Consider the following 14,816-nt stretch of genomic DNA (forward strand, 5'->3'; position numbering starts at 1 on the left):
GGGCGCCTGTGTTCGGCGGGGGCCGGTGGGTGGGCGGGGGTCGGGGGGGCGCCGGCCCGCCCGCCCCCCCCCCCGGCCCCCCAGCGCCGGGGGGGGGGGGCCCGGGGGGGGGGGGGCGGGGGGCCCCGACCCCGCCCCCCCCCCCCGGCCGGTCACCGGGGATCGCCTACTGCCCCGCGAACTTCCGGCTGACGGCGTTGAAGACCCGCTGTGCCTCCGGGCCGAGGTGCGGGCCCGCGAGCCAGGTGTGGGCGTTGGAGCTGATGGACGTATTGGAGACGAGGGCCAGCTTGCCGCCGCGGTTGGCGAACCAGCCGCCGCCCGAGGAACCGCCGGTCATCGTGCAGCCGATGCGGTCCATGGCGGGCGTGCCCTGCTGCATGGTGAGGCGGTTGGGCCGGCCCTGGCAGCTCATCATCCGCGCGCCGTCGTACGGCGGCCCCGCCGGGTAGCCGACGGCCTTCATGGCGCTGAAGCGGCTGGCCGAGGGGGCGTTGAACCAGACCGGGACGGATGCCCCCACGGTCTCCTCCAGCGACTTGCCCGCGCCGTTCTCCGGCTTCACATGCAGCACGGCGAAGTCGTAGGCGGAGCCGCCGTTGCCGCTCGTCTCGCTGCCCATCTTGATCCACTCACCGGATGTGCTGATCCAGTCGGCCCAGAAGCGGCCGTAGGGCATGACCTGCTGCGGCTGCATCTTGCCGACCTGGTTCATCGGCACGCCGTTGTCGTTGTAGGACGGGATGAAGGCGATGTTGCGCATCCAGCCGCCGTGCTTGCCGGCGTGCACACAGTGACCCGCGGTCCACACCAGGTTGGACTTGCCCGGGTGCTTCGGGTCCGAGACGATCGTGCCGGAGCAGACCCTCGGGCCGTGCGGGCTGTCGAAGGCTATCTTTCCGACCGGTGCCATGTTCCGGTGGTACGGCCGTCCGATCTGCTGGGCGTTGACCGGACGCGGCTCGGGGTCGGTGGCGCCGTACTCACTGCCTGCGCCGGTGGCCTTCACGCTGATCTCGGGCGCGGACTTCGCCTTCGCCACGCGTTCGGGCTTCCAGTGGTCCTTGATGACGGGGTTGGCGAAGTCCTCGGCCTTGCGGGCCCACTTGTCCCAGTCCTGCCAGCCGCCGTCCTTCCACTTCTTCAGGTCGTCGATGCTGGTCGGTATGCCCTTGGGAAGCTTGAGGCCGCCGCCGTCCTTTTGGTCGGCGGCCGAGCTGCCGGTCCCGGCGGCCTTGTCTTCGCTGGGCCCGCAGGCGGTGACGGTGACCGCGAGCAGCGCGGCCAGCGTCGCGGCCGCAGCGGTGGTACGGCGCATGGATGGCATGGAGCGGAATCCCCCTGATACGTTCACCGGCGCGCCGCCCGCTGCGGGTCGCCGTCATGTCATGCCCCTGCCTTCGGGGCGCGTCCTACTATGCCGTCGCGCGGCGGACACCGGGCAGCCGGGGTCCATCGCGCCCAACCGTCGGTCGGCGGGCGGGCGGGACGCGGGCCGTCCTACCGCCGTGCCACCCGCGGATCGCGGTACGCGGGCTGCGGACGGCGCTGTCCGACCGGCGCCCGGCTCGACGCCGCCTGACGGAACTCCCCCAGCTGTCTCGCCGTCGGATACCACTTCCGGTCGCAGCGACGGCACCACCACCGCCAGTTGTCCCAGTCGGTGTCGGTGGTCGTGGTGTCCTTCCACAGCCAGTCGTCACAGTCCGGGGTGGGGCACTTCGGCGGCAGCGGCATGGCGGTGGGGCCCTTCGTCGGCGGCAGGCGGCCACCACACTGCTGCGCCTGCCCCCGCGCCGTGCGGCGGTTCGCCGGTCGCCATCCGGACGGGTGACGGCGGCGTGGGCCGTTCGCTGCGCTACCAGACCTCCGCCGTCTGCCCTGTCGTGGCGAGCCAGACCGCGGTGAACGGGGCGTGCGGGCCGGCGCTGCGGAAACGGCCGGCGAGCACGATCGCCTTCCCCCGTACATTCATGCCTCAGACCGTACCCGCGGCCACTGACAACGGCCGTGCCACGGAGGCGAGTTGGCATGTCTACGACGCCAGCCCCGCCTGATGCGCCAGCAGCGCCGCCTGGACCCGGCTGCCCGTGCCGGTCTTCTCCAGGATGCGGCCGACGTGGGTCTTGACGGTGCCGAGGCCGATGTCGAGGCGGCGGCCGATCTCCTGGTTGGCGAGGCCGGCGCCGAGCATCGCGAGGACCTCGCGTTCGCGGGCGGTCAGGGCGGCCAGGCGCTGGTCGGGGGTGCCGGTGGCGGCCGGTGAGCCGAGGCGGGGGCCGGTGGCCTGGAGCATGCGCTTGATGACGTGGCCGGTGACGCCGGGCGAGAGGACGGCGTCGCCGGCGGCCGCGGCCCGTACGGCGTTGATCAGTTCCTGCGGGCCCTCGTCCTTGAGGAGGAAGCCGGTGGCGCCGGCGTGCAGGGCGCGGGTGACGTTCTCCTCGTCGCCGAAGGTGGTGAGCATGACGATCTGAGGCCTGGGGTCGAGCCGTACGAGCTGGTCGATGGCCGCGAGGCCGTCGAGTACCGGCATGCGGATGTCGACGAGGGCGACGTCGACGGGCCGGGCGGCGGCCAGCTCGACGGCTTCGGCGCCGTTGGACGCCTCGGCGACCACGTCGATGTCCTCGGCGTGGCGGAGGATCAGGCGCACGCCGTGCCGGATCATTTCTTCGTCGTCGGCGAGGAGGACCCGGATGGGCGCGTCGAGGGCGGGGGGCGGCGTGGCGGGCGTCATCGGGGGCTCCCTGTGGCTGAAGGGGTGACGGGGGTCGGTGTGGCCGACGGGCCTTCCGGCGCCATCGGGACCGTGAAATTGCTGATGTCGACGAGGATGTCGTTGCGGAAGCAGTAGCGGGTGATGCCCAGGCGGCCGTGCGTCCCGCTGTCCGTCTCGTACGGGAAGAAGCAGCTCGTGCGGGGTGGCCGGGCCGGTTCGCGGCCCGCGGCGGCCGCGCTGACCAGGTCGCTCTCGAAGCCGACCGCCGACCGGACCTCGTCCTTGGTCATGCCCTTACGGACCGTACGGTCCGGCACCCCGTCCACCACCGGCCGGGCGCTCTGCACCAGCGTCAGCCCGAAGAGCAGCATCGCGCCCACCCCCGTGAGGCCCAGCAACCCGGCTGCCAGGCCCGGGAGATGGTGCAGCAGCCGGATGTGGCGCGGGGCGTCGGAGGCCGGTGGGGCGGGCGTCTCGGCAGGCGGGGCGGCGGGGTCCGGCACGGTGGTGACGGAGTCTTCGTCGGGGTGGCGGGGCAGGGACGCCTCCACCAGGAAGCCGCCGACGGCGGTGGGTTCGGCACGCAGTTCGCCGCCCAGCAGCCGCAGGCGTTCGCGCAGACCGGGCAGGCCGCTGCCGGTGCCGAGGCCGGTGGTGGCCTCGGGCGGGGTGGGCGGTGCGCCGTTGCGGACCCTGATGCGGATGCGGTCACCGGTGTGGGTGACGGTCAGTTCGGCCCGGGCGGAGGGGGCGTAGCGGTGGATGTTGGTGAGGGATTCGCGGACGACGCGGTGGACGGCGCGCCGTAGCCGAGGCTCCAGGGTGTCCAGGTCGGGGCCGTCCCAGGTGAAGGTGACGGGGACGCCCGCGGCCCGCGATTCCTCGGCGAGTGCGGCGAGGTCGGAGCGGGTGCCGGTCGCGTCGGTCAGCGCGTCGGTGCCGGTGTCGCGGCCCAACGGGCCCAGTACGCCCAGCACTTCGCGCAGCTCCCGCATGGCGTCCCTGGTGGCGAGCCGTACCTGGGCGGCCTCTTGCTTCAGCTCGGGCGCCTTGGCGCCGAGGGCCATCTCCAGCCCGCCGGAGTGGAGGGAGATCAGGCTGAGGCGGTGGCCCACCAGGTCGTGCATCTCGGCGGCGATCCGGGCACGTTCCTCGGCCCGGGAGGCGCTCTCGGCGAGCTGCCGGGCCTGTTCGGCGGCGGCGGCGCGGTCCCGTAGCGCCAGGACGAGGCGTTCCTGCTGGCCCCTGGAGCTGCCGACCAGGCCGGGGATCAGGACGCCGACACCGGCCACCAGGGCGCCCAGCGCGAAGCCGGCCAGCCAGCTGCCGTAGCCGGTGGCCAGGGTGCCGAGCACGCCGACGGCCACCGGGAGCGCGGCCGCGGCCAGGAGGACGGCGGCGCGGTGGCGGGGGTCGTCGATCCGGCGGGCCGCGGTGTAGGCGACCACCGCCGTCAGCAGGCCCGCGACCGGCAGCGCTCCGGCCACGGCGGCGAGCCCGAGCATCGCCATGATCGGCAGCTTGCGGCGGAGCAGCAGCAGGGCCACGGCGGCGCACCCGGTGGCCGCCTGCACGGACGAGGGCAGCGCATCGAAGAATCCGAAGGAGCCGGAGGCGGCACCCGCCAGGTAGAGCACCGCCCCACCGGCCTCCGCGGCAACGGCGAGCCAGCGGACGCCGGTGCGGCCGGTCCGGCGGGCGGGGGCGTCGGGCGGGGTCGCCTTGGTGCGGGACATGGCGTCGATTATCGACGGGCGGACGGCGGCCACCGTGGACGCTGCGCACGAAGCGCGGCCGCAGGGCGCCCGGTGGGCATCGAGCGCTTCCTGCCACGGGAGACGACGACCGCCGACCACAAACGAGGCGGGCAGCCGCACGTCCTCACGTACGACTGCCCGCCCGATGGCCGGTCACCGGCGCAGCGCTACCCCTTGGGCAGCCACTTCTTCCAGACGTCCGGGTGCTTGTCGACCCACCGCTTGGCCGCCTCGTCCGCGGACAGGCCGTCCGAGGCGATCGATTCGGAGACCTCGTTCTGGTCGTCCTTGGACCAGGTGAAGTTCTTCAGGAATGCCGCGGAGCTGTCGCCGCTCTTGGCGAAATCGGTGTTGAAGAACTTCTGGAGGGGGGTCGTGGGATACGCGCAGTCGATGGACTCGGGGTCCTTTGCGCCCTTCTCCGCGCAGGCGTCGGTGTACTTGGGGAGTTTGACCTCCACCATCGGCACCTGGTTGAAGAGCCACTGCGGCTCGTACCAGTAGGTGAGGAAGGGCTTCTTCTGCTTGGCGAACTGCTGGATCTGGGTGATCTGCGCCGCCTCGGAGCCGGCGAAGACGACCTCGTAATCGAGGTCGAGATTCTTCACCAGGGCCTTGTCGTTGGTGACGTAGGACGGGGATCCGTCCATCAGCTGGCCCTTGTTGCCGCTTTCCGAGGTGCGCAGCTGGTCGGCGAACTTGTTGAGGTTCTTCCAGTTGGTGACCTCGGGGTGCTTGTCGGCCCAGTACTTGGGGACGTACCAGCCGATGTGGCCGGTGACGCCGTTGCCGCCGCCCGCCGTGATCGTCTTCTTGTCCTTGACGTAGCGCTGTTCCTGGTCGGGGTGGCCCCAGTCCTCCAGGATGGCGTCGACCCGGCCCTGGCTGAGGGCGTCCCAGGCGGGGATCTCGTCCACCTGGACGGTGTCGACGTGGTAGCCCATCTTGTGCTCGAGGAGGTACTTGGCGACCGCGACGTTGGACTGCGCGCCGACCCAGGTCTGGGTGGACAGGATGACGGACTTGGAGCCCTCGGCCGCGGCGAACGGCGAGGCCTGCTTGGTCATGTCGGCCTTGCCGCAGCTGGACAGGGACAGGGCCAGCGCGCCGGCCACCACCGCGGTACCGGTGATCTTGGCAAAGGTACGGATACGAGGAGAGGTGCGAGTACGGGACATGATCAGGCTCCCTTCCCCGTGGTGCGGCGTTCCGTGGGCTGGGTGACCCGGTCGAGCATCAGGCCCAGGCAGACGATGGCGACGCCCGCAACCAGGCCGAGGGCCAGGTCGCCGGTGGCGAGGCCGGTGACGACGTCGTAGCCGAGGGCACCGCCGCCCACCAGGCCGCCGATGATGACGACGGCGAGGACGAGCACCACGCCCTGGTTGACGGCCAGCAGGAGCGCCGGCCGGGCCAGGGGGAGCTGGACCTGGCGGAGGATCTGCCAGCGGGTGGCGCCGAGGGACCGGGCCGATTCCATGGCGGCGGAGTCCACCAGCCGCAGGCCCTGGGTGGTGATGCGGATGACCGGGGGCAGCGCGTAGACCACGGCGGCGGCGGCCGCCGGGGCGCGGCCCACGGCGAACAGCGCAACCACCGGGATCAGGTACACGAACTGCGGCATGGTCTGCATGACGTCCAGGACCGGCCGCAGGATCGCCTCGAAGCGCTTGCTGCCGGCGGCCAGGATGCCCACTCCGAAGCCGATCACCAGGGTCACCACGAGCGCGGCGATCACCTGGGACAGGGTGTTCATGGACGGCTTCCACACGCCCAGCACGCCGACGGCGGCCATCGCGAGGACGGCGGTCAGGGCGGTGCGCCAGGTGCCGATGAACCAGGCCAGCGCGGCGACGATGAGCAGCGTGCCGTACCAGGGCAGCGCGGTCAGGCCGTCGCGCAGCGGGTTGAGGACCCAGTTGGTGAAGTGGTCGGCCCAGTCGGCGGTGCCGCCGATGACGGGGACGCCGGAGTAGAGGTGGTCGACCATCCACTCCTTGAAGTCGTTGACCGGGCGGGCGATGTCCACGGCCCAGCCGGTGGGCCAGACCAGGGAGCCCGCCAGGCGGCCGATGACGGCGACGACGACCGTGATCACGCCGATGCCCGCCCAGGCCGGCCAGCCGCGCAGCAGCTTGGGGCCGGTGGGGTCGGTGTCGGCGCCGAGACGTTCGCCGGCGGCCGCGGTGGTGCGGTCCATGACGATGGCCAGCAGGACGATCGGGACGGCGGCGGCGAGCGCGGCACCGACGTCGACGGAGGCGAGGGCCTGGTAGACGCGGTCACCGAGACCGGCGGCGCCGATCATCGAGGCGATCACGACCATGCCCAGCGCCATCATGATCGTCTGGTTGACGCCGAGGAGGAGATCCTTGCGGGCCATCGGGAGTCGGGCGGTCAGCAGGCGCTGCCGGCCGGTGGCGCCGAGCGAGGCGGAAGCCTCCAGGACACCCGGGTCCGCGGCGCGCAGGCCGAGCGCGGTCAGCCGGGCCATCGGCGGGGCCGCGTAGATGACGGTGGCCAGGAAGGCGGCCGGTACGCCGATGCCGAAGACCAGCACGACGGGGAGCAGGTAGGCGAAGGCCGGCAGGACCTGCATGGTGTCCAGCACCGGGCGAAGAATCTTGAACAGGCGGTCGGAGAGGCCGGCGGCCAGGCCCAGCAGGGCGCCGACGACCACGGAGAACACGACCGCCACGACCATCAGGGCCAGCGTCTGCATGGTGGGGACCCACATGCCGAGCAGGCCGCTGGCGACGAAGGAGATCAGGGCGGTGGCGGCGATGCGCAGGCCCGCGACGCGCCAGGCCAGCAGCGTGACACCGGCCGTGACGCCGGTCCAGCCCAGGGCGAGCAGCAGCAGGTAGACGCCGCGTACGGACATCACCACGCCGTTGCTGAAGTGTCCGAGGAAGTAGACGAACAGCGGGTGGCTGTCGCGGTTGTCGATGATCCAGTCGCTGGTCCTGCCGAGCGGGCCGGAGACGTCGACGGTCAGCGAGGACGGCCAGGCGGCGCCGTACTTGGCGGCCAGCAGCGGAACGAGCACGGCCGCGGCGACGGCGAGCAGCAGGAGCTTGGTTATTCCGCGGCGGTTCAGCAGGGCCTGGGCCGGGCGCCACTTGGGGCTGTCGGAGCCGAGACCGCGCTGGGCCGGGGGTACGAGCATGCTCATGCGCGGCCCCGCTTCACGGTGCCGACGGGCACATTCATCGCGGCGGCGCGCTGCGCCTCGCGCCAGCGGCGCAGCAGCGCGGAGCGCACGCGGGAGCGGCGGGTGGCCACGGGTGCGCGGGAGCTGACGGCGCGCAGGGGCGCCGTGCGGTGGGAGGTGGCGGCGTACATCAGGCGGCCACCTCCTCGTCGCGGTGGTCGAGCCGGGCGACGACGTTGAGCAGGCAGGCGTGGTCGACGATGCCCAGGCAGCGGCCGTCGTCGACGACGCGGGCGGCGCCGCCGGAGCGGGCGACGGCCTCGATGGCGTCGGAGATCAGGGTGTCGGGGGTGAGCGCGGGGCCCTGGTCGGCCTCGCCGTCCTCGGCCGGGCGCATCGCGCGGCGGACGGTCAGCACCTGCTCGCGCGGGACATCCCGGACGAAGTCGCGGACGTAGTCGTCGGCCGGGGAGCCGACGATCTCCTCGGGGGTGCCGAGCTGGACGATCTCGCCGTCGCGCATCAGGGCGATGCGGTCGCCGATGCGCAGCGCCTCGGAGAGGTCGTGGGTGATGAAGACCATGGTGCGGCCCTCTTCGCGGTGCAGGCGGCAGACCTCTTCCTGCATGTCGCGGCGGATGAGCGGGTCCAGGGCGCTGAACGGCTCGTCGAAGAGGAGGACCTCGGGGTCCACGGCGAGCGCGCGGGCCAGGCCGACGCGCTGCTGCTGGCCGCCGGAGAGCTGGCCGGGGCGGCGCTTCTCCAGCCCGGCCAGGCCGACCTTCTCCACCATTTCGTTGGCACGCTCGCGGCGCTCCGCCTTGCCCATGCCCTGGATCTCCAGGCCGTAGGCGACGTTGTCGACGACGGTGCGGTGCGGCAGCAGGCCGAAGTGCTGGAAGACCATCGAGGCGCGGCGGCGGCGCAGTTCGCGCAGTGCGCTGCGGTCCATCGCGCGCACGTCCTCGCCGTCCATCTCCAGGCTGCCGCTGGTCGGCTCGATCAGCCGGGTCAGACACCGTACGAGGGTGGACTTGCCGGAGCCGGACAGGCCCATGACGACGAAGACCTCGCCCTTGTGGACGTCGAAGGAGACATCGCGGACGGCGGCGGTGCAGCCGGTCTTCTCGCGCATCTCCTGTACGGAGAGGCCGGCGACGGTCTTGTCGTCGGGGATGCGGTCGGCCTTCGGCCCGAAGACCTTCCACAGGTTGCGGACGGAGAAGACGACCTCACGGTCGGTGGACGGGGCGTTCTCGGACGGACGTGCGTTGGGCTTCTCGGATGCGCCGGCGGAGGTGGTAGCCATTACGCATCACCTCCCTTGGTAGGTGCTTCCTTGAGCAGTTCGGCGCACTTCTCCCCCACCATCAGCACACCGAGCATCGGGTTGACGGCCGGCATCGTCGGGAAGACCGACGCGTCGGCGATACGGATGCCGTCCAGCCCGCGGATCTTCAACTGCGGGTCGACGACGGCCAGTTGGTCATCTGCGGCGCCCATCTTGCAGGTGCCGGCGGGGTGGTAGACGGTGTGCGCGGCCTTGCGTACGAGCTCGCCGATCTCCGCGTCGTCGGTGACGTCGGGACCGGGGAAGACCTCGCGCTTGAGCCACTTGGCGAACGGCTCGGCCTGCGCGACCTTACGCGCCAGCTTGATGCCGTCCACGAGGGTCTGCCCGTCGTAGTCGCCCTCATCCTCGAAGTACCGGAAGTCGAGCGCGGGCTTGACCTCGGGGTCCGCGGACGTGAGGTAGAGGCGGCCGCGGGAGCGGGACTTGGGGATGTTCGGGGTCATCGACACACCGTGCTCGGGGCGCTCGTAGCCCAGCCGCTCCGGGTTGTCGGTGAAGGGGATCTGGTAGAAGTGGAACATCAGGTCGGGGCCCTTGTGCTCCGGGTCCCGCTTGACGAAGAGGCCCGCGTCGGAGTCCATCGCGGAGTTGCCCGGGATCGGCCCGTCGGTCTCCCAGACGATCACCGACTCGGGGTGGTCGATCAGGTTCTCGCCGATGCCCGGCAGATCGAGTACGCACTCCATGCCCAGCGCCTCGAGGTCCTTGCGCGGCCCGATGCCGGAGTGCATCAGCAGCCGCGGGGTGTCCACGGCGCCGGCGCACACCAGCACCTCGCGGGCCGCCTCGACGTAGACGTCCTCGCCGTCCTTCGTACGGACGTGCACGCCCTTCGCCCTGGTGCCGTCCAGCTCCAGCTTGTGCGCCCAGGTCTCCAGCATCAGCGTGAGGTTCGGCCGGTCGCCGGCCTCCATGTGCGGGTGGAGGTAGGCCACGGACGCCGACGACCGCTTGTTGTTCTCCGGGTGGTAGGAGAGGTCGAAGAAGCCGACGCCCTCGTCGAAGGGCTTGTCGTTGAAGCCCACGACCTCGGGCACGCCCAGCGCGCTCTTGGCGGCCTCGATCCAGTCCGTCGCGATCTGGTTCTGGTCCTTCTTCGCCACCCGCACGATGTTGTTGCGCAGCTTGCCGAAGTACGGGTCCATGGCCTTGGCGTTCCAGCCGGCGGCCCCGGCCTCCTCCCACTCGTCCCAGTCGGACGGCAGCGGCTTGAAGGAGATCAGGGTGTTGTGCGAGGAGCAGCCACCGAGGACCTTGGCGCGGCTGTGCAGGATGTGCGAGTTGCCGCGCGGCTGCTCGGTGGTCGTGTACTCGTAGTCCAGCTCGCCGCCGAGGAGGCCGAGCCACTTGCGCAGCGTCAGCACGTCCTCGCGGTCGATGTCGGACGGGCCGCCCTCGATGACGGCGACGGTGACGCCGGGGTCCTCGGTGAGGCGGGAGGCGATGACGGAACCGGCGGTGCCGCCGCCGACAACGACATAGTCGTACACGGGCATGGAGTGTGCTCCTTACTGCAAAGTGCGTGTGTGGCCTGGGAGTTGGCGGGCCGCGTCGGTCGGCGGACCGACAGCGCTCAGCCCGAGAACCACCGGACCGGCACCGGCCGCAGGTTCTCGTAGACGTGCTTGCTCTCGCGGTACTCGTCCAGGCCCGTGGGGCCCAGCTCCCGGCCGATGCCGGACTTGCCGAAGCCGCCCCACTCCGCCTGCGGGAGGTAGGGGTGGAAGTCGTTGATCCAGACGGTGCCGTGCCGCAGCCGGGCGGCGACCCGGCGGGCGCGGGCGGTGTCGGCGGACCAGACGGCGCCGGCCAGGCCGTACTCGGTGTCATTGGCGAGCGCGACGGCCTCGTCCTCGGTCGTGAACGTCTCGACCGTCAGGATCGGGCCGAAGGTCTCTTCCCGTACGACCTTCATCTCGCGGTGGCAGCCGTCCAGCACGGTCGGCGTGTAGAAGTAGCCGGTGGCCGGGCGTACGTCCGAGGGCTTGGGACGGGAGCCGCCGCACCGCAGCTGCGCACCTTCGGCCAGCGCGGACGCGACATACGCCTCGACCTTGTCCAGCTGCTGCTGCGAGACCAGCGGACCGCACTCCACGCCGTCCTCGGTGCCCCGGCCGAGCTTGATCTTCTCGGCGCGGCGGGCGAGCTCGGCGACGAAGCGGTCGCGCACCGGCTCCTCGATGATCAGCCGGGCACCGGCCGAGCAGACCTGCCCGCTGTGGATGAACGCGGCGTTCAGTGCCTGGTCAACGGCGGTGTCAAAGCCTTCTTCGGTCGCGCACGCGTCGGCGAACACCACATTCGGGTTCTTGCCGCCCAGCTCCAGCGCGATCTTCTTCGCTCCGGAGACCGCGGCCGCGCCCGCCTTCGTACCGCTGGCGAGACCGCCCGTGAAGGAGAACAGATCCACATCCGGGTGCTCGGCCAGCCGCTGGCCGACCGGCAGGCCCGCGCCGGTGACGATGTTGGCGACCCCGGCCGGCAGCCCGGCCTCGACCAGCAGCTTGATCAGGTGGACGGTCGACAGCGGGGTGACCTCGCTGGGCTTGATGACAAAGGTGTTGCCGGCCGCGATCGCCGGGGCGACCTTCCAGCTGGCCTGCAGCAGCGGGTAGTTCCACGGCGTGATCATCGCGCAGACGCCGACCGGCTCATGCACGACGACGCTGTGGATGTCGGGCGACCCGGCGTCGACGACCCGCCCGCCGCTCTCGTTCATCACCAGGTCGGCGAAGTAGCGGAAGGCGTCGGTCACGCAGTCGACGTCGATCCGCCCCTCCTCCAGCGTCTTGCCGGTGTCGCGGCTCTCGATCAGCCCGATCTCCTCGCGGTCCCGCTGGAGCAGATCGGCGACCCGGCGCAGCAGGGCGGCACGGTCGGCCACGGCCGTACGGGGCCAGACGCCCGCGCCGCCGTCGAAGGCCCGCTTGGCCGCCGCGACCGCCGCGTCCGCGTCCTCGGCGCCGCCCTCGGACACCACCTGGAGCACGGTCGCATCGGCGGGGTCGAGGACCTCCCGCGTGGCGCCGGCTGCGGCAGGGAGCCACACCCCGTCTACGTGAATGGTCTCGATTGCCGACACGTGAATTCTGCCTTCCGCTTACGAATTTGTTCCCACTGGTGCAACCACTGGCGCACTCAGCAACAGGGACCCCTCCCCGAAAGCCCCCCACCTATGCCCAAACATTCGCCCAAAGTGAGCCGAGTCACTTCCGGCACCCCGGTGGCCCACTACTCCGCACAGCTGAGCGCCCGATATGCGCCGTAAAACCATCGAACGTACCCTGAGGAGCCGTATGCCCCTACCGCCCCTACTCCTGGCCCTACGTTCCTCACCGACCGTGCCGACCTTGCCCACATCGCCGACCTTGCCGACCTTGCTCTACGTCCCCACGGGACCGGAGGTGCGCAGATGACGAGCAGACGCCGCCCCACGACCGCGATCACCGCACTGACCTGCGGCGCAGCCCTCATCGCCGGGCCGGCCTGGACGGGCGTCGCGGCCGCGGCCGCCCCGGGTGACGGCGAGGGCGACCTCGCCGGCAAGTCGGCCCAGCAGGTCTCCGACACCGCCCTCGACGCGCTCGTCGGCGCAAAATCCCTGCGCCTGCGCACGCTGTCCACCGCCGACCCGGGCAAGCTCGACATCACCCTCGACCAGGCCGGCAACTGCGTCGGCACCATCAGCAAGGGCTCCCTCGGCCGCGTCGACCTCGTCAAACGCGGCAAGCAGGTCTGGATGAAACCGGACGCCGCCTTCTGGAAGAGCCAGCTGCCCGGCAAGCAGGGCGACGACGCCGCCCGCAAGTACCAGGGCCGCTACCTGCACGGCACCACCGGCAACGCCTTCCTCAAGAGCCTCGCCACCGCCTGCGACCTGACCGCCTTCCAGAAGTCCGCCGCCGGCCCCACCAGCCCGCCCCCCTCCGGCCACCCCACCCCCCAGATGGCCAAGGGCAAGCCGACCGTCCAGGAGGGCACCCGCGTCCTCCCCGTCGTCAAGAAGGTCGACGGCGTTGTCCAGACCCTCTACGTGGCCGTCGACGGCAAGCACTACCCCCGCAAGCTCACCGCCGAGGCCAACCACGAAACCGGCACGGTCCTGCTGAGCAACTACGACCAGCCGGTCCCGTCGAAAACGCCGCCCCCGGGAAAGACGGTGGACATCTCGGCGCTGGAGGAACGCGTGGAGGGGTCACAGGCCGCGTAGTTCCCCGAAGTCCGACGTCGCCCTCCCCCTTGGCCGGTTAACTGACGGCACACCACACCAAGGGGGAGCACCATGTACGACTCCGTCCGCACCGCCGCCCTCGTCGCCGCGACCCTCACCACCGGCCTCAGCGCCGGACTCTTCTACGCCTTCGCGTGCGCCGTGATGCCCGGTCTGCGGCAATCGGACGACCGGACGTTCGTCACCGCGATGCGGCGGATCAATGTCGCCATCCTCAACGGGTGGTTCGGGATCGGGTTCTTCGGGGCGCTGGTGTTCACCGCGCTGGCCGCCGGGATGCATCTGCGGGCCGATGGACATGCCGTACTGCCGTGGCTGGTGGCGGCGCTGGCGCTGTATCTGGTCCTGATCGTGACGACCTTTGCGGTGAACGTGCCGCTGAACGACCGGCTGGAGGCGGCGGGCCAGGCGGACGGGCAGCCCGGTCCCGCCGCCGTGCGCGAGCAGTTCGAGGCGGCGTGGGTGCGGTGGAACGTGGTGCGCGCCGTCTCGGGTACGGCCGCGCTGGGGTGCCTGGCGTGGGCGCTGGTGCTGCACGGGCAGATCGGCCAGGGCGGCGCGTAGCGGGCCTACCGGCTCACCTTGCCCGGCGGGACGGCGCAGGTGTCGGAGAAGCCCTGGCTGGTCAGGCCCATGGCGCTGTTCACGCGGGAGCGGAAGTTCTCCACCGCCACCATGGCGGTCAGCTCGACGAATGCCGGGTCGCCCAGGCAGCTGCGCAGGCGCTCGGCCAGGTCGTCGGAGACCGTCGGCGGGGTCGCGGTCATGGCCTCCGCGTACTCCAGGACCAGCCGTTCCACCTCCGAGAACGACTCCTCGTGGGCCCGCCAGTCCGGCACCTTGCTGATCTTCTCCAGCGGCAGCCCGAGCCGGTCGGCCTGCCAGTGGCCGAAGTCCATGCACCACGAGCAGCCGATCCGCGCCGCCGAGATCATCTCCGCGAGGTGCTTGAGGGTCGGGTCCAGCGCCTTCCACCTGCCCAGCCTGGCCTCGAAGGCGAAGTAGGCGCGAAGGGCCCGGGGGTGATGCCCGAAGACCAGCGCCGGCTCCATGACCTTGCCGTATGCGCGCCGCGAGTACCACTCGGCCAGCCGCAGCGTCAGCGTGCGGGGCGGGGTGAGGGAAATCCGTGCGCTCCGTGTCATGGCGGTGCCCTTTCCTCGTATTTCTCGTATTTCTCGTATCCCCGGTACGGGATGTGCCGTCACTGGGTACGACGGGCAGGGCGGCGAGGATGTGACATGGCCCGCCTCGTTGCGGTCCGTCGGCGAGCCGCTGCACTCTGCCACCAGCCCCGGCAGACAATTCGGACATGGCTAAGGACAAGGCTGGCGCAACGGACGGCTCGGGCGGAACGACGGGCAGGGCGGTGTTGGAAGGCGGCCCCGGCGATTTCCCGGGGCGTGTCGTGGCGATCGATCCCCCAGGGACGTCCGAGCTGAAGATCCCGCATCTGGCCGGGTACGAGCACTTCCGGGCCACGGAGCGGACGAAGTCGACGGCCGAGGGGACGCTGCCGGTGTACGAGTGGTGGGAGCGGACGGAGCTGCCCGGGTAGGGCGGCAGCGGCTCCTCCCCGCGGGGCTCAGCTCGTGGGG

14 protein-coding genes are annotated in these 14,816 nt (G+C 71.5%); 3 read left to right on the forward strand and 11 right to left on the reverse strand.

Going from position 1 to position 14,816, the window contains the following annotated elements:
* Window positions 1-166: 166 nt before the first annotated feature.
* The 10 genes from AB0D04_RS34470 to AB0D04_RS34515 form a co-directional block, all read right to left on the reverse strand.
* A complete protein-coding gene (locus tag AB0D04_RS34470) occupies window positions 167-1,327 on the reverse strand; it encodes a hypothetical protein (protein WP_362711324.1) in 1,161 nt (386 codons plus the stop codon).
* 173 nt (window positions 1,328-1,500) lie between these two features.
* Window positions 1,501-1,737, reverse strand: coding sequence for a hypothetical protein (locus AB0D04_RS34475; RefSeq protein WP_362711325.1), 237 nt, complete (start codon window positions 1,735-1,737; stop codon window positions 1,501-1,503).
* A gap of 298 nt (window positions 1,738-2,035) precedes the next feature.
* Window positions 2,036-2,740, reverse strand: a complete 705-nt coding sequence (locus AB0D04_RS34480; protein WP_362711326.1) for a response regulator transcription factor — start codon at window positions 2,738-2,740, stop codon at window positions 2,036-2,038.
* A complete protein-coding gene (locus tag AB0D04_RS34485; RefSeq protein WP_362711327.1) occupies window positions 2,737-4,458 on the reverse strand; it encodes a histidine kinase in 1,722 nt (573 codons plus the stop codon). The genes AB0D04_RS34480 and AB0D04_RS34485 overlap by 4 nt, the downstream gene beginning before the upstream one ends.
* A 188-nt stretch (window positions 4,459-4,646) precedes the next feature.
* A complete protein-coding gene (locus tag AB0D04_RS34490; RefSeq protein ID WP_362711328.1) occupies window positions 4,647-5,657 on the reverse strand; it encodes an ABC transporter substrate-binding protein in 1,011 nt (336 codons plus the stop codon).
* Between the two features lie 2 nt (window positions 5,658-5,659).
* Window positions 5,660-7,654 carry an ABC transporter permease subunit gene (locus tag AB0D04_RS34495; protein ID WP_362711329.1) on the reverse strand — a complete coding sequence of 665 codons (1,995 nt, stop codon included), beginning with the start codon at window positions 7,652-7,654 and terminating at the stop codon, window positions 5,660-5,662.
* Window positions 7,651-7,824 carry a hypothetical protein gene (locus AB0D04_RS34500; RefSeq protein WP_362711330.1) on the reverse strand — a complete coding sequence of 58 codons (174 nt, stop codon included), beginning with the start codon at window positions 7,822-7,824 and terminating at the stop codon, window positions 7,651-7,653. The genes AB0D04_RS34495 and AB0D04_RS34500 overlap by 4 nt, the downstream gene beginning before the upstream one ends.
* Window positions 7,824-8,942, reverse strand: a complete 1,119-nt coding sequence (locus AB0D04_RS34505; protein ID WP_362711331.1) for a glycine betaine/L-proline ABC transporter ATP-binding protein — start codon at window positions 8,940-8,942, stop codon at window positions 7,824-7,826. The genes AB0D04_RS34500 and AB0D04_RS34505 overlap by 1 nt, the downstream gene beginning before the upstream one ends.
* The gene (locus tag AB0D04_RS34510; protein ID WP_362711332.1) at window positions 8,942-10,483 is read right to left on the reverse strand and encodes a GMC oxidoreductase; all 1,542 of its coding nucleotides are present in this window, start codon (window positions 10,481-10,483) and stop codon (window positions 8,942-8,944) included. The genes AB0D04_RS34505 and AB0D04_RS34510 overlap by 1 nt, the downstream gene beginning before the upstream one ends.
* 77 nt (window positions 10,484-10,560) lie before the next feature.
* A complete protein-coding gene (locus AB0D04_RS34515; protein ID WP_362711333.1) occupies window positions 10,561-12,069 on the reverse strand; it encodes an aldehyde dehydrogenase family protein in 1,509 nt (502 codons plus the stop codon).
* 330 nt (window positions 12,070-12,399) lie between these two features.
* On the opposite strand from AB0D04_RS34515, the gene AB0D04_RS34520 reads away from it, so the two are divergent.
* On the forward strand, window positions 12,400-13,197 hold the full coding sequence (locus tag AB0D04_RS34520; RefSeq protein ID WP_362711334.1) for a hypothetical protein: 798 nt from the start codon (window positions 12,400-12,402) through the stop codon (window positions 13,195-13,197).
* 72 nt (window positions 13,198-13,269) lie between these two features.
* A complete protein-coding gene (locus tag AB0D04_RS34525; RefSeq protein ID WP_362711335.1) occupies window positions 13,270-13,782 on the forward strand; it encodes an anthrone oxygenase family protein in 513 nt (170 codons plus the stop codon).
* Window positions 13,783-13,787: 5 nt separating this feature from the next.
* Here AB0D04_RS34525 and AB0D04_RS34530 read toward each other — a convergent pair whose 3' ends face one another.
* The gene (locus AB0D04_RS34530; protein WP_362711336.1) at window positions 13,788-14,363 is read right to left on the reverse strand and encodes a carboxymuconolactone decarboxylase family protein; all 576 of its coding nucleotides are present in this window, start codon (window positions 14,361-14,363) and stop codon (window positions 13,788-13,790) included.
* A gap of 224 nt (window positions 14,364-14,587) precedes the next feature.
* Here AB0D04_RS34530 and AB0D04_RS34535 point away from each other — a divergent pair, with 224 nt between their 5' ends.
* Window positions 14,588-14,776: a DUF5988 family protein gene (locus AB0D04_RS34535; protein ID WP_362711351.1), complete on the forward strand. Its 189-nt coding sequence runs from the start codon at window positions 14,588-14,590 to the stop codon at window positions 14,774-14,776.
* Window positions 14,777-14,816: the final 40 nt, after the last annotated feature.

This window comes from Streptomyces sp. NPDC048483 (assembly GCF_040651455.1).
GTDB lineage: Bacteria > Actinomycetota > Actinomycetes > Streptomycetales > Streptomycetaceae > Streptomyces.